Genomic DNA, 19,489 nt, shown 5'->3' on the forward strand with positions numbered 1-19,489 from the left:
ATCAGCCCGCCGAGGAGACCTCCGACCCGACCCCGGACGACCCCTCCGGCGCAGCCCCTGACACCCCGTCCGCCGAACCCGCCACCGCCCGGCTCCGGCCCGGACTCGCCAGCACCCGCTGAGTCACCGTCAGCACCAGCAGCGCCGCCGCCCCGCCCGCACTCGCCACCCCGAAACTCGACGCCGTACCGCCCAGCTCCACCGCCGGACCCGCCACCGCCGTACCGATCGCCGCCCCCACCCCGAAGAAGGTCACCAGCCACGAGAACGCCTCCGTCACCGTCCCCGCCGGAGCATGCCGGTCCACCACGATGAACGCACACGCGATCGCCGGCGCCAGGAACACACCCGCGAGCGCCGTCAGCACCGCCATCGCCACCGGCCCCGGCGTCAGCACCAGCGGCAGATAGCACACCGCCAGCAGCGCGACCAGCACCCACAGCCGCCGCTCCGGCGCACCCGTCCACCGGCGCGCCCCGTACGCCACACCGCCGATCAGCGCACCCAGGCCCAACGCCGCCATCAGCCAGCCGTACACCGCCCGGTCCCCGTGGTCATCGGCGTACGCCACACCCGCCACCGTGATCGACCCCAGCGCCGTCCCCACGAAGAAGAAGGCCCCCAGCAGCGCCAGCAGACCCCGCGAACGCAGCGCACCCAGCCAGTGCGCCTCCCGCGGCTCCGAACGCCACCGGCGCGACGGCTCCGACACCACCACCGACAGCGCACCCAGCACCCCGATGGCATTGAGCGCCAGCAACGCCCCGGCCGGCGACCACAGCGCCACGAACAGCGTCACCAGCAGCGGGCCGACCGTGAACATGACCTCCTGGGCCACCGCGTCCATCGCGTACGCGGCGTGCACCCGCTCCTCCTTGCCGCCCAGCACACTCGGCCACAGCGCCCGCAGGCCGCCCTCAAGCGGCGGCGTGAACAGCCCCGCCACGGCCACCGCGGCATAAGCGGCCACCGCCGACCCCGTACCCGCCACGGCCAGCCACACCATCCCGAGCGCCGAGACCAGCGAGGCCGGCAGCTGCACCCTCGGCTGCCCGTACAGGTCCACCGCGCGGCCCAGCAGCGGCTGCCCCACCGCGTTGGCCACCCCGTACGCGGCGGCCAGCGCCCCCGCGAGGCTGTAGCTGCCGCCCTCGGCCCGCGTGAACAGCACGATCGCGATCGGCGCCGTGCCGTTGGGCAGCCGGCCTATGAGCGTGCCCACCAGCAGCCTCGCGGCGTGCCGGGTCCTGAGCAGCTCCGCGTAACCCGCGGCCATGTCGCCCCCTTCCACCCGGATCCCACCGGGGTAATACGTATAACGTGACGGGTCATACGTACCATGGCCGCAGGTCACCGGTCCACCCCGCCGACCGCCCCCACCCCGCCCGACCACCCACTTCAGGAGCCCCCTGTGACGAGACCCACCAGCCGGGACGTCGCCACCGCCGCCGGGGTCTCCCAGGCCACCGTCTCCCTCGTCCTCGGCGACAAATGGCGCGGCCGCGTCTCCGAACGCACCGCCGGCCTCGTCCGCGAAGCCGCCACCCGCCTCGGCTACCGCCCCAACCTCGCCGCCCGCAACCTCCGCCTCGGCTCCACCCGCACCGCCCTCCTCGTCGTCCCCGCCCTCACCAACGAATTCTTCGCCCGCGTCTACACCGGCGCCGCCCGCGTCGCCGCCGAACACGGCTTCGGCGTCGTCCTCTACCCCTCCCCCGACGGCACCGGCCCCGCCCGCGACCCCTTCGCCTCCGCCCGCGCCGCCCTCGACGGAGTCATCGCCTCCTCCATGGCCGCCCACACCCTCGACGCCCTCGGCCGCGACGGACTCCCCCTCGTCATGCTCGACAGCGACCCCACCGCCGGCACCGCCGCCGCCCACGTCAACCTCGCCATGGCCGACGGCATGCGACAAGTCGCCGAACACCTCCTCGCCCACGGCCACCGGCGCTTCCTCCACCTCGCCTCCGCCGTCGACTCCTGGACCTTCCAGATCCGCGCCGAAGCCCTCACCGCCCACCTGGGACCCGACACCCAGCTGCGCACCGTACGGGCCCCGCTCAGCGTGGACGGCGCCCGTACCGCCATCGAGGCCGCCCTCGCGGCACCCGGATCCCACCCCACCGCCATCGTCTGCGACGACGACATCCTCGCCGCCGGCGCCTGCAAAGCCGCCCGCCGCCTCGGCCTGCGCGTCCCCGACGACCTCTCCGTCACCGGCTTCGACGACCTCGCCCTCGCCACCGCCGTCGAACCCGAGCTCACCACCGTCCGGCTCCCCGCCGAACGCGTCGGCGAACAGGGCATGACCGCCCTCCTCGCCGTCCTCGACGGCTCCACCTGGACCGCCCCCGACATCCCCGTCGACCTCGTCGTCCGCGACTCCTCCGGCCCCGCCCGCTGACACGACGAAGCCCCGGCCCGCCGAAACGGCAGACCGGGGCCCTCGCTGAACCACTCCTACTCGGCGTCGTCCTCCGGCGCCTCGTCGTTCGACACCGCATCCGCCTGCGCAGCCGCCGGAACGTCCGCCTCCAGCAGCCGCGACAGCTGCCGGCCCCGGATCCGCTTGAACTTCCGCTGCTGCGACCGCGTCCGGTCCAGCACCGCCACCTCCAGCCGCTCCGCCGGAATCGCCTTGTCCGCACCGTTCGCCTGGCTCGACAGCGCCTGCACCGCCAGCTTCAGCGCGTCCGGCAGCGTCATCCCGTCCTGATGACGCTGATCCAGGAACGTACTGATCTGCTCGGCGTTGCCGCCCACCGCGACCGAACCGTGCTCGTCCACGATCGACCCGTCATGCGGAAGCCGGTAGATCTGATCGCCCGCGGCGGTCGCCCCCACCTCGGCCACGACCAGCTCCACCTCGTACGGCTTCTCACCCGCACTCGAAAAAATGGTGCCGAGCGTCTGCGCGTACACATTCGCCAGCCCACGGGCCGTCACATCGCCACGGTCATAGGTGTATCCGCGCAGATCGGCATACCGCACACCGCCGATCCGCAGATTCTCGTACTCGTTGTACTTGCCGGCGGCCGCGAAGCCGATCCGGTCATAGATCTCGCTGAACTTGTGCAGCGCACGGGACGGGTTCTCACCGACGAACACGATGCCGTCGGCATACTGCAGCACGACCAGGCTGCGACCGCGGGCGATGCCCTTCCGGGCGTATTCCGCCCGGTCGGCCATCGCCTGCTGGGGTGACACATAGAACGGAGTCGACACCGGCTTTCCGTCCCTTTCTTCTGGGCGCCCACAGGGCGACGGATGATCAGAGCAGGGCGGCGCGCGGGCCGTCGGGCTGCTCCAGCCGACGGTTGGTGACCGTACGGGCGAGCTCCTGCGACTCGTCGTCGGTCAGCCTGCGGAAACCCTCGTCGGTGATCACGGTGACGATCGGGTAGATGTGGCGGTACAGGTCCGGCCCACCGGTCGCCGAGTCGTCGTCGGCGGCGTCGTACAGCGCCTGCACGACCAGCGTGGTGGCCTGCTCCTCCGTCAGATCGGGGCGGAAGAGCTTCTTCATGGAGCCCCGGGCGAAGATCGAACCGGAGCCGGTGGCGGCAAAGCCGTGCTCCTCGGAGCGGCCGCCCGTCACGTCGTAGGAGAAGATCCGGCCCTTCTCCTTGATTTCGTCGTACCCGGCGAAGAGCGGCACGACGGCCAGCCCCTGCATCGCCATGCCCAGATTGCTCCGGATCATGGTCGAGAGCCGGTTCGCCTTGCCCTCCAGCGAAAGGGTCGTCCCCTCCACCTTCTCGAAGTGCTCCAGCTCCAGCTGGAACAGCTTCACCATCTCCACGGCCAGGCCTGCCGTACCGGCGATGCCCACCGCCGAGTACTCGTCGGCCGGGAACACCTTCTCGATGTCCCGCTGCGCGATCATGTTCCCCATGGTCGCCCGCCGGTCACCGGCCAGCACGACCCCTCCGGGGAAGGTGGCGGCAACGATGGTCGTCCCGTGCGGCGCCTCGACGACACCCTCCGGCAGCCTGCGGTTGCCGGGCAGCATCTCGGGCGAGTGCGCGCCCAGGAAGTCCATGAAGGACGACGACCCCGGCGTCAGGAAGGCTGCCGGTAGACGCCCTGTGCTACGAGTGTTGGCTTCCACGCGTTCCCTCCAAGTATTCGGCGGCCCGACGCATGCAGTCAGGATTGTCCTTCAAGAGTCCAATGCCTACGTTGCAGTTCAAGCACAGTACGCCACGGACCCTACCCGTCGAGTGGCAATGATCCACATGCACGGCGGGAGCGCGGAGACAGACGCAACAGACGCCATCCTGCGCCGCGATCATCCCGTCGCGCTCAGCCTCGGTGATGCCGTATGAACGTGCGAGATAGTGGGCACGACCCTCGATCGCCCGGCAAGCTTTGCAGCGTGTGGACAATCCGTCGAATGCCGTCCTGTTCCGATCCCATTCCGCGTGGGACTTGATCTCACCGCACTGCCGGCAGTGCTTGTAGCCGACCTGGGCCTTCACCAGAGGTCGGACATTCTTACCCTTCACCTTCTGGCGTTCATGGTGGTACTCCGCCGCACACGGCCTGCAGTAGCACTGCAGGCCGTCCCGTGCGGCCCGGTTAGCGGCGAAGGCCTCACGCGCCTTCGTGACCCCACACCGAGGACACCGCTTCGCAGGTTCGGACACTCACCCTCCCCCGGTGCCCTTCACCTTTGATTCGAAGGCAAAATCACTGGCCACCCTTTTGAACGAAGGACCTCACGAAGTCCTCGGCGTTCTCCTCTAGGACATCGTCAATCTCGTCAAGTACGGAGTCGACGTCGTCGGAGAGCTTCTCCTGGCGCTCCTTGAGGTCGGTCGATTCCTCGACCGCCGCCTCCTCGACCTCCTCGGTCGAGCGCGTCGCCTTCTGCTGTCCGCCGCCGGTGTCCTTGGTCGCCATGTCTACCTCACCCCGCTCGGTTCGCACGCTCACGTCGAGAGACCCCGGATTCGGGATCTCTCAAGATCAGACCCTACGTCGGACCCTACAAGGAGGGTCCGACATTCGTCCCCGCACTTGCATAACGTCCGGCTTTCTTCATGATTCCCGGACCGGAGGCCTTTCAGGCCCCTTCAGGCCCACTCACTGCCCCGAAAGCACCCGCACCAGGTCCTCCGCCGTGCGGCAGCGGTCCAGGAGCTCCTTCACGTGGTTCCGGGTCCCCCGGAGGGGCTCCAGGGTCGGGACCCGCTGGAGGGAGTCGCGGCCCGGGAGGTCGAAGATCACGGAGTCCCAGGAGGCCGCGGCGACGTCGTCGGCGTACTGCTCCAGGCAGCGGCCCCGGAAGTACGCCCGGGTGTCCTCCGGCGGCTTGCCGGTCGCCCGTTCCACCGCCGGCTCCTCCACCAGCCGCTTCATCTTGCCGCGGGCCACCAGGCGGTTGTACAGGCCCTTCTCGGGCCGTACGTCCGCGTACTGGAGGTCCACCAGGTGCAGCCGCGCCGCGTCCCAGCCCAGCCCGTCCCGGCGCCGGTAGCCCTCCAGGATCTCCCGCTTGGCGATCCAGTCCAGCTCCCCCGACAGGCTCATGGGGTCGCTCTCCAGCCGGCCCAGCACGTCCTCCCAGCGGGCCAGCACGTCCTTGGTCTGCTCGTCCGCGTCGGACCCGAAACGCTCCTCCACGTACTTCCTGGCCAGCTCGAAGTACTCCATCTGGAGCTGTACGGCCGTCAGCGTCCGCCCGCTCCGCAGCGTGATCAGGTGTTTCAGATCGGGGTCGTGGGAGACCTGGTGGAGGGTGCGTACGGGCTGGTCGACGGCCAGGTCGACGGTGATGAACCCGTCCTCGATCATGCCCAGGACCAGCGACGTCGTGCCGAGCTTGAGGTAGGTGGAGATCTCGGACAGGTTCGCGTCGCCGATGATCACGTGCAGTCGGCGGTACTTCTCCGCGTCCGAGTGCGGCTCGTCCCGGGTGTTGATGATCGGCCGCTTCAAGGTGGTCTCCAGGCCGACCTCGACCTCGAAGTAGTCCGCGCGCTGGCTGATCTGGAAGCCGTGCTCGCGGCCGTCCTGGCCGATGCCCACGCGTCCCGCGCCGGTCACGACCTGGCGGGATACGAAGAAGGGGGTCAGGTGGCGCACGATCTCCGAGAAGGGGGTCTCCCGCTTCATCAGGTAGTTCTCGTGCGTGCCGTAGGAGGCGCCCTTGTTGTCGGTGTTGTTCTTGTAGAGGTGGATCGGCTGGGCGCCGGGCAGCTGGGCGGCCCTGACGGCCGCTTCGGCCATGATCCGCTCGCCGGCCTTGTCCCAGAGCACGGCGTCGAGCGGATTGGTGATCTCCGGCGAGCTGTACTCGGGGTGCGCGTGGTCGACGTAGAGCCGTGCGCCGTTGGTGAGGATGACGTTGGCGAGGCCGATGTCCTCGTCGGTGAGCTGGCTGTTGTCGGCGGCCTCGCGGGCGAGGTCGAAGCCGCGGGCGTCCCGCAGCGGATTCTCCTCCTCGAAGTCCCAGCGGGCGCGTCGCGCCCGGTGCATCGCCGCCGCGTAGGCGTTGACGATCTGGGACGAGGTGAGCATGGCATTGGCGTTCGGGTGCCCCGGAACGGAGATCCCGTACTCCGTTTCGATCCCCATTACTCGCCGTACGGTCATGCGGCCCTCCTTGCCCGGCGGCGCCCCCTTGGGGAGCGGCGCTCAAGTACCGCTGGTGCTCCGGTGCGTGTGCCTGTGGCTGTGCGGTGCCCGTCCCCGCACTGCGCATCGGGCGGTACGGAAGAGCCTAGAACCACTCCGCGCTCGTGGGGAGATCATTTCCGTCATTGAATCTGCCTCGTCACCGGCTGAAAAGCGGTGGGTAAAAGCAGCGGGTAAAGCAGTCGGCTGCGGATGCCCGGGGAGGGTATCCGCAGCCGCTCCGCCTTGTCAGAGGTACTGACCGGTGTTTGCCACCGTGTCGATGGAGCGTCCGGTGTCCGCGCCTTGCTTTCCGGTGACGAGGGTGCGGATGAACACGATCCGCTCGCCCTTCTTTCCGGAGATTCGGGCCCAGTCGTCGGGGTTGGTGGTGTTGGGCAGGTCCTCGTTCTCCTTGAACTCGTCCACGCATGCCTGGAGGAGGTGGGAGACCCGGAGGCCCTTCTGGTTGTGCTCGAGGAAGGCCTTGATGGCCATCTTCTTCGCACGGTCCACGATGTTCTGGATCATCGCGCCCGAGTTGAAGTCCTTGAAGTAGAGGACTTCCTTGTCGCCGTTGGCGTACGTGACCTCGAGGAAGCGGTTCTCCTCGGTTTCGGCGTACATCTGCTCGACGACGGTCTGGATCATGCTGTGGACGGTGCTGGGCCGCGAGTCCTGGTGTTCGGACAGGTCGTCCGTGTGCAGGGGCAGCGAGGCCTTGAGGTACTTCGCGAAGATGTCCTTCGCCGCCTCCGCGTCCGGACGCTCGATCTTGATCTTCACGTCGAGGCGGCCGGGGCGCAGGATGGCCGGGTCGATCATGTCCTCGCGGTTGGAGGCGCCGATGACGATGACGTTCTCCAGGCCTTCCACGCCGTCGATCTCGGCGAGCAGCTGGGGGACGATGGTGTTCTCCACGTCCGAGCTGACGCCGGATCCGCGGGTGCGGAAGAGGGATTCCATCTCGTCGAAGAAGACGATGACGGGGGTGCCCTCGCTGGCCTTCTCGCGGGCACGCTGGAAGACGAGGCGGATGTGCCGCTCGGTCTCGCCGACGTACTTGTTGAGGAGTTCGGGTCCCTTGATGTTCAGGAAGTAGGACTTTCCGGCTGCCTGTCCGGTCACCTCGGCGACCTTCTTGGCAAGGGAGTTGGCGACGGCCTTGGCGATGAGCGTCTTGCCGCAGCCGGGCGGGCCGTAGAGCAGGATGCCCTTCGGGGGCCGCAGTTCGTGTTCCTTGAAGAGGTCGGGGTAGAGGTAGGGGAGCTCGACCGCGTCGCGGATCAGCTCGATCTGGTCGCCGAGGCCGCCGATCTTGTCGTAGTCGATGTCGGGGACCTCTTCGAGGACGAGGTCTTCGACCTCGCTCTTGGGGACGACCTCGTAGACGTAGCCGGAGCGGGGTTCGAGCAGCAGGGCGTCGCCGGGGCGGATGGTGATGTCCAGGAGCGGCTCGGCGAGCCTCACCACCCTTTCCTCGTCGGTGTGCCCGACGACCAGGGCGCGCTCGCCGTCCTCGAGGATCTCCTTGAGGGTGACGATGTCCCCGGCCCGCTCGTATTCCATGGCCTCGACCACGTTGAGGGCCTCGTTGAGCATGACCTCCTGGCCGCGCCGGAGGTCTTCCGGTTCGACGCTGGGGCTGACGTTCACGCGGAGCTTTCGGCCTCCGGTGAAGATGTCGACGGTGCCGTCCTCGTTCGCCTGCAGGAAGACACCGAAGCCGGCCGGCGGCTGTGCGAGCCGGTCGACTTCTTCCTTGAGGGCCACGATCTGGTCGCGGGCCTCACGGAGGGTATTCGCGAGTCGTTCGTTTTGCGCGGAGACGCCTGCCAGATTTGTCTGGAGCTCGACGATCCGCTCTTCGAGAATCCTCGTGTGTCGCGGAGAGTCGGCGAGCTTACGTCGCAGGACGGCGATTTCCTGCTCGAGATAGGCAACCTGGCCGGCGGGGTCCTCAGACCCTCGCCCGGGCCGGATGCCGCGGTTGATGTCGTCGTCGTGGGCTGCCACGGTCCTCACCTCCTCCAAGGGGAGCTGGACGCTTCCTGACCCTACCTGGGCTGGTGGTGATTGAAACCCCTAGATCACAAAGACGGTAGAGGTGTGTCCGATCTTCACCCTTGCGTACTCCCTCACGCCAAGGAAATACCCACCCATCAACATCGGAAAGCGGCCGGTTGTAAGGTCGAACTGTTCAACACCCGCCAGGGCTCGTGCGACTTGCTTCGAGTTGTGCCCGGGATGGATCACTCAGAGCAGGGAACGGCAGGAGATATGACCGTGCAGCAGGAGGCTCCGACGGCGGGCGCCGGTGGGGCCGGCGAGTCGCTTGAGGTCTGGATCGACCAGGACCTGTGCACCGGGGACGGCATCTGCGCGCAGTACGCGCCGGAGGTGTTCGAGCTGGACATCGACGGTCTGGCGTACGTGAAGAGCGCCGGGGACGAGCTTCTCCAGGCGGCGGGGGCGACCACTCCGGTTCCGCTGCCGCTGCTCCAGGACGTGGTCGATTCGGCGAAGGAATGTCCGGGTGACTGCATCCACGTGAGGCGCGTTTCGGATGGGGTCGAGGTGTACGGCCCGGACGCGGAGTGATGGTTCAAACACGTGCGGCGGTCGAGTCCGTCAGCTCCTGGCGGAATTTTCCGCCGGTCCAGCGCCACTTGGCGAGCTGTTTCACGTCGGGGTCGTAGCGGGGGATCTGCGGCGAGGAGTAGCCGAGCAGACGTGCGGTGACAATGCCGTCGCTCACGGTGAGGTCGGTGGCGGTCTGTCGCCGGGCGGCGTCGAGCAGGGTGGCGACGACGCGGGGGCGGGAGCCTTCGGCCCGGTCCTGGGCCAGTACGTAGATGGCGTGGGGCGGGGTGCCGGAGCCGGCCGCGCAGCGGACGGCGGCGACGGTCTCGGGGCGGCCGTCGCCGTCGAGGTCGCCCTGGGCGGTGGCGGTGACGGTCTGCGGGGTGCCCTTGCAGTCGAGGGGGTAGGTGACCGCGGCCGGGTCGGGAGCGGTGGCCTGGGGGCCGGTGGTGCCGGAGGGGTCCGCGGGGGTGGCGGCGGTGCCGATGGCCGGCTGGATGAATCCCGCGGCGGCTATGACGGCGGCCATGGCGGTGGCCGTGGCGAGCCAGTGCACGGTCCTGGTGCGGTGGTACGCCAGGGTTTCCAGTGTCGGCGTCAGCTCGGCGGGGCTGTGCAGCACGCGGGGTGTCTCCTGTGCGAAGGGTGACGGGGAGCCAGCATCGTGCCACACCTCACACGGAGGTGGAACGGCCGGGTCCGGAGCCGGTGGTCCGGTTTCGGTGACAACGAAAAGGCGCTGTGGCGCAGTTCCCGTGTACGGGGGGAACTGCGCCACAGCGCCTTTGTGTTGGGCGGCCGGGGAGACCCTGCCGGACATCCCTAGGCGGAGCGGTCGCTGCCGGGGCCGTCGTAGTCCTCGCCGTAGGCGCCCTTGGCGGGGCGGCGGCGGCGCATCGGGGGTTCGACGCCGTCGGCCAGGCGGCGGGCGGTGACGAGGAAGCCGGTGTGTCCGATCATCCGGTGGTCGGGGCGGACGGCGAGGCCTTCCACGTGCCAGTTGCGGATCATCGATTCCCAGGGCTGCGGCTCGGCGAAGCAGCCGATCTCGCGGATGGACTCGACGGTCTTGGAGAGCTGGGTGGTGGTGGCCACGTAGCAGCAGAGGATGCCGCCGGGGACCAGGGCCTTGGAGACGGCCTCGAGGCATTCCCAGGGGGCGAGCATGTCGAGGATGACGCGGTCGACGTCGGTGTCGGACAGGTTGTCCTGGAGGTCGCCTACGGTCAGCTGCCACGCGGGGTGCGGGCCGCCGAAGTAGCGCTCGACGTTGGCGGTGGCGATCTCGGCGAAGTCCGCGCGGCGCTCGTAGCTGTGGAGCATGCCCTGGTCGCCGATGGCGCGCAGCAGGAAGCTGCTCAGGGAGCCGGAGCCCACACCTGCTTCCACGACGCGGGCGCCGGGGAAGATGTCGGCGAAGGCCAGGATCTGGCCTGCGTCCTTGGGGTAGACCACGGCGGCACCGCGGGGCATGGACAGGACATAGTCGGGGAGCAGGGGGCGCAGCGCGAGGTACGCGACGTTGCCCGTGGTGCGGACAACACTGCCCTCGGGAGCACCGATCAGCTCGTCGTGCGGGAAGGAACCCTTGTGGGTGTGGAAATTCTTCCCGGCTTCGAGCGTGAACGTGTAGTGGCGGCCCTTGGGGTCGGTGAGCTGAACCTGGTCCCCGACCTCGAAGGGCCCGCGTCGGCGGGCGGCACCGGTCGGTTCGGACATGTGACCAGTGTATTGGCTTCAGGACCGGGGCCGTGCCATGGCCTTCACGAAGGCCTTTTCGACGTCGAGGGTGGAGAGGACGCCGTAGATCTCGCCGGTGGGTTCGAGGACGAGGTATTCGGTGGCGGGGGTGGCGCGGAGGTGGTCGAGGAGTTCTGTGCCGGTGAGGTCCGCTGAAACCTTCATGCCGTCGGTGAGGTCCTGGGCGAGGGTGCTGACGGCGATCCAGGGGCGGCGGTGTTCGGGGACGGAGGCGATGGCGCTCTCGCGGACGATGGCGGTGGGGTCTCCGTGGCCGTCGACGACGACGAGGGCGCGGGCGCCGGCTTCGTTGGCGCGGCGCAGGGCTTCGGAGAGGGGGGTGGCGTTCTCGACGGGGACGGCGCGGCGGGTGAGGGCGCGGGCGCGGAGTTCGGGGAGGTGTTCGCGCAGGCGGGCCATGCGCAGGCTGTTGCCGGCGCCGGTCCAGATGATCGCGGCGAGGATGGCGGCGAGGAGGGCGTCCATGACGGTGTCCATGCCGCCGATGTCGCCGGTGCGGTTGCCGAGGACGCCGGTGTGGGTGAGCAGGGGCAGGCCGAGGAGGACGGCGATGGCGAGGCCGCGGCCGATCCAGGCGGCGGCGACGGTGCCGGTCATGGGTTTGCCGGTGATGCCCCAGATGACGGCGCGGAGCATGCGGCCGCCGTCGAGGGGGAGGCCGGGGAGCAGGTTGAAGGCGGCGACGAGCAGGTTGGAGATCATCAGGCCGGCGAGGAGGACGCCGGGGACGGTGGCGGGGTCGACGGCCTTCATGCCGAGGTAGAAGGCTCCGGCGAGGAGGAGGGAGAGCAGGGGGCCGACGAAGGCGAGGACGAATTCGCGGCCGGGGGTCTCGGATTCCTTCTCGATTTCGGAGACTCCGCCGAAGAACTGGAGCTGGATGCGGCGCACGGGGAGTTTGAAGCGGAGGGCGGCGACAGTGTGCGCGAGTTCGTGGACGAGGACGGAGGCGTAGAAGGCGACGGCGAAGAAGAGGGAGACGAGGTAGCGGACGGGTCCGAGGTCGGGCAGGATGCGGTCGAGCTGGTCGCCGAAGACCCAGGTGATGAGGGCGGCGACGAGGAACCAGCTGGGCGAGACGTAGACGGGTACGCCGAAGGGGCGGCCCATGAGGATTCCGCCGCCCGGTGCGGAGCGCCGGCTGGGGCGCTCGCCGGTTTCGTCGGTGTCTGCCACGGCTGTCCTTCGTTCGGTGCTGATGGTTCCGGTGTGGTTCACGTCGTGGTGGGCGGGGTGGCCGTTGCGGGTTGTGATGCTTCGATCATGCAGTGCGAGGGGTCTTGGCGTCGATGGTATGCGCGTGCTGTCGGTGGTGGGTCGTAGGGTTTTGTGCATGACGACGAGCTCCGGTGATGGTCCGGCCGATGCGGCGCCCAGTGCTGCACGGCCTTCTTCGCTCTCCCCTTCGCGGGCGAGCGATTTCATGCGCTGCCCGCTGCTGTACCGGTTCCGGGTGATCGACAAGCTGCCGGAGAGGCCCAGTGCGGCGGCCACGCGCGGGACTCTGGTGCATGCCGTGCTGGAGCGGCTCTTCGACCATCCCGCGCAGGAGCGGACGGCGCCGCGGGCGAAGGCGTTGATTCCGGGGCAGTGGGACCGGCTGCTGGAGGCGAGGCCGGAGCTGACGGAGTTGTTCCCGGAAGGGGACGAGGGGGTGGAGCTGGCGCGGTGGCTGACGGAGGCCGAGGCGCTGGTGGAGCGGTGGTTCACGCTGGAGGACCCGACGCGGCTGGAGCCGGTGGAGCGGGAGTTCTTCGTGGAGACGGAGCTGGAGTCGGGGCTGCGGCTGCGCGGGATCATCGACCGGGTGGATGTCGCGCCGTCGGGTGAGGTGCGGATCGTCGACTACAAGACGGGCAAGGCGCCGCGGGCGGAGTATGCCGAGGGTGCGCTGTTCCAGATGAAGTTCTACGCGCTGGTGGTGTGGCGGCTGAAGCAGGTGGTGCCGCGGCGGCTGCAGCTGGTGTATCTGGGCAGTGGGGATGTGCTGACGTATGACCCGGTGGTGGCGGATCTGGAGCGGGTGGAGCGCAAGCTGCTCGCGCTGTGGGAGGCGATCCGGGAGGCGACGGAGACGGGCGAGTGGCGGCCGCGGCCGACGAAGCTGTGCGGCTGGTGCGATCATCAGGCGGTGTGTCCGGAGTTCGGGGGGACTCCCCCGCCCTATCCGCTGGTGGTCGTGCCGCGTCCGGGGGCGGTGGGCCCGGCGGATTCCTGACCGGCCGGTCAGGGCAGAATGGGCGGGGTCCTCCGAAGCCGTCCGACGAATAGAGGTAGACCCCGTGGCGATCCGCGTCCTGCTGGTCGACGACCAGCCACTGCTGCGCACGGGCTTCCGGATGATCTTGGAGGCCGAACAGGACCTGGCGGTGGTCGGGGAGGCCGGGGACGGGCTTCAGGCGCTGGATCAGGTGCGGGTGCTGCAGCCCGACGTGGTGCTGATGGACATCCGGATGCCGCGGATGGACGGGGTGGAGGCCACTCGGCAGATCACCGGTCCGGGGCGGGACGGGCCGGCGAAGGTGCTGGTGCTGACGACGTTCGATCTGGACGAGTACGTGGTGGAGGCGTTGCGGGCGGGGGCGAGCGGGTTCCTGCTGAAGGACGCTCCGGCCAATGAGCTGGTGCAGGCGATCCGGGTGGTGGCGGCGGGTGAGGCGATGCTCGCGCCGAGCATCACGCGGCGGCTGCTGGACAAGTACGCGGGGCACCTGCCGTCGGGCGAGGACACGGTTCCGGACGTGCTGGGGACGCTGACCGAGCGGGAGGTCGAGGTGCTGAAGCTGGTGGCCCGGGGCCTGTCGAACGCGGAGGTCGCGGCGGATCTGTTCGTGAGCGAGACGACGGTGAAGACGCATGTGGGTCACGTGCTGACGAAGCTGGGCCTGCGCGACCGGGTGCAGGCGGCGGTGTACGCGTACGAGAGCGGCCTGGTCCGCCCGGGCGCCGCCCAGTAGCCGGTCTGCTGGGGGAAAGGGGCCGGGCGGCCGCGTGGTGCGGCTTGCCCGGCCCCTTTCGTTGTCCGTTGTCCGTTGTCCGGGGGCTCAGCCCTTGCTGATCTCCCAGAAGCGGAAGACCGTGGAGGAGTCCAGGGACCACTGGAGGCCGGTCACGTTCTGGCGGGTGACGGCGTACTGCTTGCCCTGCCAGAGCGGGAGGATCGGGATCTCCTCGGCGACGATTTCCTGGAGCCGGCTGTAGTCGGGGTTGGTCGCGGTGCGGTCGGACTTCGCGGAGGTCGACGGGATGATGGTCCCGGTGATCTCCTTGTTGTCGTAGTTGTTGTGGAGGACGTTGTCCGGGCCGAAGAACGGCTGGGTGAAGTTGTCGGCGTCGGGGTAGTCCGGCACCCAGCCCTTCACGTAGACGCCGTACTTGCCTTCCTGGATGTCCTTCTCGTACTGCTCGAACTCGACGGACTTCATGTCGGCTTCGAAGAGGCCGCTGTCGTTGAGCTGCTTGGCGATGACCTGGAACTGCTGGTCGGTGGAGGGGCCGTAGCGGGACGGGGTGGAGTACAGGGTCAACTTGATCTTGCCGTTGATGCCTGCGGCCTTGAGGAGGGCCTTGGCCTTCTCGGGCTGCGGGCTGCCGCCGTAGCGGTCGAAGAACGGGGTGGTGTGTCCGGCGATGCCGGCCGGGACGATGGAGTAGAGCGGGGACGCGGTGCCGGCGTACACGTCCTTGACGAGCGCTTCGCGGTCGACGAGGTAGGCGATGGCCTTGCGGACGGGGAGCTTGCCGACGACCGGGTCGTTGACGTTGAAGACGAGGTGTTCGACCTCGGCGCCGGTGCCCTGGACGACGTCGACCTTGTTGTCGCCGGTCTCGGCGGCGGCGAGGCCGGCGATGTCCTTGGCGGCCAGGCCGCGGAAGGCGAAGTCGACGTCCCCGTTCTCCAGGACCGTCTTGAGGGCGGCCTGGTCGCCGTTGAAGAACTTCAGCGTCACGCCGTTGTTCTTGGCCTTGGCCTTGCCGCTGTAGGAGTCGTTGACCGAGAAGCTTGCGCTCTTCTCGCTGAACGAGTCGAGCTTGTAGACGCCGGAGCCGACGGCCTTGTTGTCCGTGCGGAGCTTGTCCGCCGGGTACTCGCGGCGGTCGACGATGGCGCCCGCGCCGGACGCGATCTTGCTGGGGAAGGTCGCGTCGGGCGTCTTGAGGCGGAAGACGACGGTCTTGTCGTCGGGGGCGTCGATGCCGGCGATCGACGCGAGCATGACGGCGGGGCCGTTGTCGTCGTTGATCTTCAGCGTGCGGTCGAAGGAGTACTTGACGTCCTGCGCGGTGAGGGCGTGGCCGTTGCTGAACTTCAGGCCGGTGCGCAGGACGCACTTGTAGACCTTGCTGTCGCTGCCCTCGAAGCCGCAGGACTGCGCGGCGTCGGGCTCGGGCGTGGTGCCGCCCTTGGGGAAGCTCAGCAGCGACTGGAAGACGTTGTTGAAGAGCAGCCAGGAGCCGGGGTCGTAGCCCGAGGCCGGGTCGGTGGACTTCACCTTGTCGGATATCCCCATGACCACGCCCTTGCCGTTGCCGGCGTTGGAGCCATCGGTCGAGCCGCAACCGCTGAGCAGCGCGGCGGCAGTGGCTGCGCCGAGCGGGGCCGCCAGCCACTGGTTACGTCGTATCACGCGAACGTCCTTCACAGTCGAACTGTTTCGTTGCTCCGGCCTGCGGGATCCGCTGCCGGTTGTTGCCGGTCTCAGCCGCCGGCACCCCGGCCGAGCTCCCACAGCTGGAGGTCGGAGATGGCGTTGACCGACCACTCCACTCCGGTGATCCCGTCGCGTGCGGCGACGTACTGCTTGCCCTGCCACAGGGGCAGGACGGGCACGTCCTCGGCGACGATGTCCTGCATCTCCGTGATCGCGGGGACGGCGACGCTGCGGTCGGCGGCGCGCCGGGATTCGGGGATGAGCCGGGTGCGCACCACGCTGTTGGCGTAGGGCGTGCCCAGGAAGTTGTCCTGCTCCAGGAACGGGGCGAGGAAGTTGTCGGCGTCCGGGAAGTCGGGGAACCAGCCGAGCCCGTAGGCGGCGTGGTCGCCGTTCTTCTGCGCGGGGCGGAAGTCGGCCCATTCGCTGCCCTGGACGGTGATGTCGAACAGCTGCGTGGAGTTCAGCTGGCTCTTGAGGGCCTCGAACTCGGCGGCCGTGCCGTCGCCGTAGTGGTCGGACGTGTAGTTCAGGGTGAGCTTGACCGGGGTCTTGATCCCGGCGTCCTTCAGCAGGGTGGCGGCCTTGGCGGTGTTGGCCTCGCCGTACTTGCTGAAGAAGGAGTTGACGTGGCCGGTCATGGTGGTGGGGACCAGCGAGTAGAGCGGCTGCGCGGACTTGCCGTAGACCTTGGAGATGAGCGCGTTGCGGTCGACGGCGGCGGCGAGGGCCTGGCGTACGGCCTTGTCCTTGACGACCGGGGCCTCGGTGTTGAAGCCGAGGTAGCGGATTTCCAGGCCGGGCATCGGGACGAGCTTGACGCCCTTGGGGGGTCGGGTGGAGAGCTCGGTGATCTGGGCGGGCGAGAGGGTGCGGGAGACCATGTGGATGGACCCGTCGGTCAGCGCCTTGCCCATGGCCGCGGAGTCGGCGTAGGTGCGCAGTTCGACCTTGTCGTTGCGGAGCTTGAGGTCGCCCTGGTAGTTCGGGTTCTCGCTGAAGACGGCGCGGACGAGCTGGTTGTCCTTGACCTCGGCCTTCATCGTGTAGGGGCCGGAGCCGTCCACGGCGAAGCCCTCGCGGAGCTTCTTGGCGTCGTAGTTCTTCTCGCTGACGATGCCGGCGGCGGGGGTGGAGAGCTTGAGCGGGAAGGTCGCGTCGGGGGCCTTCAGGTGGAAGACGACGGTGTCGGCGGCCTTGACCTCGACGTTGTCGACGGTGGAGAGCAGCGAGGACGGGCCGTTCTCGTCCTTGATGGCGAGGACGCGGTCGATGGAGAACTTGACGTCCTTGGCGGTGAGCGGGTCGCCGCTCGCGAACTTCAGCCCGGGGCGCAGGGTGCAGCGGTAGCTCTCGTTGCCGGTGTCCGTGAAGCGGCAGTCGGAGGCCGCTTCGGGGACGGGCCGGCCGCCGCCGCGCGGGGTGTGCATCAGCGTCTGGACGGTCTGGCGCAGGACGTTCCAGGCTCCGGCGTCGTAGGCGTGGGCCGGGTCGAACGGGGCGGGGGCGGCATCGGCGGCCTCGAACCGGTCGGTGGTGCCGACGACGATCGCTCCGGATCCTGCTCCTCCGCCGCTCGCGCTGCCGCATGCGGCCAGCGTGGGGGTGAGCAGTCCGGCCGCGGCCGTCAGCACCATGGTCTTGCGGTTCATGCTGGAAGTACTCCCTGTAACCGGCTCTTGCTCAAAGCGGCGTAAAGGGCACTTCGCGGCGGTCGCCCGTTCAGGGCGGAACGATCGGGCCGGTGGTGTGACGATCGGTCCACGCGGTCCCGGCGCAGGGGTGTGCGTCCGGGACGGCAGAGGTGCGGCGATGTGCCCGCATTGACAGTAGTGGTCCGGGACGGGATGGCTGGAACTGGCCGGACTTGGGGTGTATTCACACCGTGATGGGAGCGGACTGACTGTCCATGTGGGGCTGTGCCCAGATTCGGTCAGGAGCTGATCAATGCGGACACAAGGGAAGCCGTCGAAGCCCTGGGACAGGCCCGTCGGGCGTGTGGCGCGTGACTAAGGTCACCCTGGGACAACTGCCCCGAGGGGGATGGAATTTCAGCCTCCGGGGCGTGCGGCGGAAGATCCTTCGAAGGAGCGTGGCCCTGCCGGGATGCTGTTCGGTACGGAGCGTGTGCGTTCAGTTCAGCGGAGTGATGAGGGAGCGCAGGAACGCCAGGTCCACGTCCTCCAGCGAGCGGACGACCGTACGGCCGGGCGCGGCGGCGATCACGCCGACCGAGGGGACGGCCACGACCCGGCAGCCGGCGGCCTCGGCGGCGGCGACACCCGTGGCGGTGTCCTCGATGACGGCGCAGCGCGAGGGGTGCGCCCCGAGGGTCTGGGCGGCGAGCAGGTAGGGGTCGGGGTGCGGCTTGGTGCGCGCCACCTCGTCACCGGCGACGGTCATGGTGAAGCGGTCGCGGCCGAGGGTGAGCAGGACCCGGTCGATGACCCGGCGGTGCGAGGCGGAGACGAGGGCGGTGGGCACGTTGTGCCGGGCCAGCTCGCTCAGCAGCCGCTCGGCGCCGGGCATGAGCGGCACCTGGTCGGCGATGCGCGCCTCGAAGCGCTCGTTCAGCAGGACGCTGAGCTCGGCGAGGGTGATCGCGGCGCCGGTGGACGCGATCAGGAAGGCCGCGCTGCGGCTCATGGGGCCGCCGACGACGATGTCGCGCCAGGACTCCTCGAGCCGGTGGCCCAGCTCCTGGAAGATCTCGGACTCGATCTCCCACCAGAAGCCCTCGGTGTCGACGAGGGTGCCGTCCATGTCGAGCAGTACCGCCTGCAGGGCGTGCCCGTCTGCCGTACGGGTGACGGGGACGGGAACAGTGCTCGTCATGGGCGCACACCTCTCAGTAGGGACGAGAAGGCCGGTCACCTCTTCCCCATGGGCATCCCCCGGGGAACAGGCGACCGGCCTGTATGGGACCGACAAGTGTACGTCGGCGGAGCTCAGCGTGCGTTGAAATACTTCGCTTCGGGGTGGTGGATGACGATGGCGTCGGTGGACTGCTCGGGGTGGAGCTGGAACTCCTCCGAGAGGTGGACGCCGATGCGCTCCGGCCGCAGGAGGTCGGCGATCTTGGCGCGGTCCTCCAGGTCGGGGCAGGCCCCGTAGCCGAGGGAGAAGCGGGCGCCGCGGTACTTGAGGTCGAACATGTCCTCGACCTTGGCCGGGTCCTCGCCGCCGAATCCGAGCTCGGCGCGGACGCGGGCGTGCCAGTACTCGGCCATGGCCTCGGCGAGCTGGACGGACAGGCCGTGCAGCTCCAGGTACTCGCGGTAGGAGTCGGACTCGAACAGCTTGGCCGTTGCCTCGCCGATGCGGCTGCCCACGGTGACGACCTGGAGGCCGACGATGTCGGTCTCGCCCGACTCCTCCGGGCGGAAGAAGTCCGCGAGGCACAGGCGGCGGCCGCGCTGCTGGCGGGGGAAGGTGAAGCGCGTGCGCTCGGAGCCGTTCTCGCCCAGGATGATGAGGTCGTCGCCCTTGGAGACGCAGGGGAAGTAGCCGTAGACCACGGCCGCCTCCAGGAGGTTCTCCGTGTGCAGCTTGTCGAGGAGGCCGCGCAGGCGCGGACGGCCCTCGCTCTCGACGAGCTCCTCGTACGTGGCGCCGCCGGCGCGGGCCTGCTTGAGGCCCCACTGCCCCTTGAAGAGCGCGTTCTCGTCGAGCCAGGAGGCGTAGTCCTTGAGCGGGATGCCCTTGACCACGCGGGTGCCCCAGAACGGCGGGGTGGGGACCGGGTTGTCGACGGCCACGTCGGAGCGGCCGCCGGGCTCCTCCGGCTCCTCGACCTGGAGGAGCGGCGTGTCCCTCTTGGCGACGCGGCGCTGCTTGAGCTCGGGCAGGGAGGCTCCGGGGACGCCGCGCTT

At 69.1% G+C, this 19,489-nt stretch carries 18 protein-coding genes; 4 read left to right on the plus strand and 14 right to left on the minus strand.

The window, feature by feature from the left end; translation table 11 throughout:
• Position 1: 1 nt before the first annotated feature.
• A complete protein-coding gene (locus J7E94_RS17490) occupies positions 2–1,276 on the minus strand; it encodes an MFS transporter (RefSeq protein WP_215016389.1) in 1,275 nt (424 codons plus the stop codon).
• Between the two features lie 63 nt (positions 1,277–1,339).
• Between J7E94_RS17490 and J7E94_RS17495 the strand changes: the two genes are divergently transcribed.
• Positions 1,340–2,404 carry a LacI family DNA-binding transcriptional regulator gene (locus tag J7E94_RS17495; RefSeq protein WP_215016390.1) on the plus strand — a complete coding sequence of 355 codons (1,065 nt, stop codon included), beginning with the start codon at positions 1,340–1,342 and terminating at the stop codon, positions 2,402–2,404.
• Positions 2,405–2,460: 56 nt separating this feature from the next.
• Here J7E94_RS17495 and prcA read toward each other — a convergent pair whose 3' ends face one another.
• The 6 genes from prcA to arc form a co-directional block, all read right to left on the minus strand.
• Positions 2,461–3,225: a proteasome subunit alpha gene (gene prcA / locus J7E94_RS17500; protein WP_215016391.1), complete on the minus strand. Its 765-nt coding sequence runs from the start codon at positions 3,223–3,225 to the stop codon at positions 2,461–2,463.
• Between the two features lie 46 nt (positions 3,226–3,271).
• A complete protein-coding gene (prcB, locus tag J7E94_RS17505; RefSeq protein ID WP_215016392.1) occupies positions 3,272–4,111 on the minus strand; it encodes a proteasome subunit beta in 840 nt (279 codons plus the stop codon).
• A complete protein-coding gene (locus J7E94_RS35720; RefSeq protein WP_308345211.1) occupies positions 4,092–4,295 on the minus strand; it encodes an endonuclease VII domain-containing protein in 204 nt (67 codons plus the stop codon). The genes prcB and J7E94_RS35720 overlap by 20 nt, the downstream gene beginning before the upstream one ends.
• Before the next feature lie 397 nt (positions 4,296–4,692).
• Positions 4,693–4,905: a ubiquitin-like protein Pup gene (locus J7E94_RS17515; RefSeq protein ID WP_030016348.1), complete on the minus strand. Its 213-nt coding sequence runs from the start codon at positions 4,903–4,905 to the stop codon at positions 4,693–4,695.
• Between the two features lie 183 nt (positions 4,906–5,088).
• Positions 5,089–6,600 carry a depupylase/deamidase Dop gene (gene dop, locus J7E94_RS17520; RefSeq protein ID WP_215016393.1) on the minus strand — a complete coding sequence of 504 codons (1,512 nt, stop codon included), beginning with the start codon at positions 6,598–6,600 and terminating at the stop codon, positions 5,089–5,091.
• A gap of 270 nt (positions 6,601–6,870) precedes the next feature.
• Complete coding sequence (arc, locus tag J7E94_RS17525) at positions 6,871–8,637, minus strand: proteasome ATPase (protein ID WP_215016394.1); 1,767 nt, start codon at positions 8,635–8,637, stop codon at positions 6,871–6,873.
• A 264-nt stretch (positions 8,638–8,901) separates the two neighbouring features.
• On the opposite strand from arc, the gene J7E94_RS17530 reads away from it, so the two are divergent.
• Positions 8,902–9,222: a ferredoxin gene (locus J7E94_RS17530; RefSeq protein ID WP_215016395.1), complete on the plus strand. Its 321-nt coding sequence runs from the start codon at positions 8,902–8,904 to the stop codon at positions 9,220–9,222.
• Positions 9,223–9,226: 4 nt separating this feature from the next.
• On the opposite strand, the gene J7E94_RS17535 is transcribed toward J7E94_RS17530, so the two are convergent.
• From J7E94_RS17535 to J7E94_RS17545, 3 genes are all read right to left on the minus strand, one after another.
• Positions 9,227–9,826 carry a hypothetical protein gene (locus J7E94_RS17535; protein ID WP_374224455.1) on the minus strand — a complete coding sequence of 200 codons (600 nt, stop codon included), beginning with the start codon at positions 9,824–9,826 and terminating at the stop codon, positions 9,227–9,229.
• Positions 9,827–10,026: 200 nt separating this feature from the next.
• The gene (locus J7E94_RS17540) at positions 10,027–10,923 is read right to left on the minus strand and encodes a tRNA (adenine-N1)-methyltransferase (protein WP_030016358.1); all 897 of its coding nucleotides are present in this window, start codon (positions 10,921–10,923) and stop codon (positions 10,027–10,029) included.
• Positions 10,924–10,941: 18 nt separating this feature from the next.
• Positions 10,942–12,075: a site-2 protease family protein gene (locus J7E94_RS17545; RefSeq protein ID WP_215016405.1), complete on the minus strand. Its 1,134-nt coding sequence runs from the start codon at positions 12,073–12,075 to the stop codon at positions 10,942–10,944.
• A gap of 223 nt (positions 12,076–12,298) precedes the next feature.
• Here J7E94_RS17545 and J7E94_RS17550 point away from each other — a divergent pair, with 223 nt between their 5' ends.
• Positions 12,299–13,183: a PD-(D/E)XK nuclease family protein gene (locus tag J7E94_RS17550; RefSeq protein WP_215016404.1), complete on the plus strand. Its 885-nt coding sequence runs from the start codon at positions 12,299–12,301 to the stop codon at positions 13,181–13,183.
• Between the two features lie 64 nt (positions 13,184–13,247).
• Positions 13,248–13,922, plus strand: coding sequence for a response regulator transcription factor (locus J7E94_RS17555; RefSeq protein WP_215016396.1), 675 nt, complete (start codon positions 13,248–13,250; stop codon positions 13,920–13,922).
• An 87-nt stretch (positions 13,923–14,009) separates the two neighbouring features.
• On the opposite strand, the gene J7E94_RS17560 is transcribed toward J7E94_RS17555, so the two are convergent.
• From J7E94_RS17560 to J7E94_RS17575, 4 genes are all read right to left on the minus strand, one after another.
• Positions 14,010–15,593, minus strand: a complete 1,584-nt coding sequence (locus J7E94_RS17560; protein ID WP_215016397.1) for an ABC transporter substrate-binding protein — start codon at positions 15,591–15,593, stop codon at positions 14,010–14,012.
• Between the two features lie 71 nt (positions 15,594–15,664).
• Positions 15,665–17,269 (minus strand): ABC transporter substrate-binding protein, encoded by a 1,605-nt coding sequence (locus tag J7E94_RS17565; RefSeq protein ID WP_215016398.1) that lies wholly within the window; start codon positions 17,267–17,269, stop codon positions 15,665–15,667.
• 481 nt (positions 17,270–17,750) lie between these two features.
• Positions 17,751–18,452: an HAD family phosphatase gene (locus J7E94_RS17570; protein ID WP_215016399.1), complete on the minus strand. Its 702-nt coding sequence runs from the start codon at positions 18,450–18,452 to the stop codon at positions 17,751–17,753.
• Positions 18,453–18,565: 113 nt separating this feature from the next.
• Positions 18,566–19,489 (minus strand): vitamin B12 dependent-methionine synthase activation domain-containing protein (locus J7E94_RS17575; protein ID WP_285440780.1); only part of this gene is annotated, 924 nt, incomplete at its 5' end.

It is taken from the genome of Streptomyces sp. ISL-94, from assembly GCF_018614075.1.
In the GTDB taxonomy this organism is placed as follows: domain Bacteria; phylum Actinomycetota; class Actinomycetes; order Streptomycetales; family Streptomycetaceae; genus Streptomyces.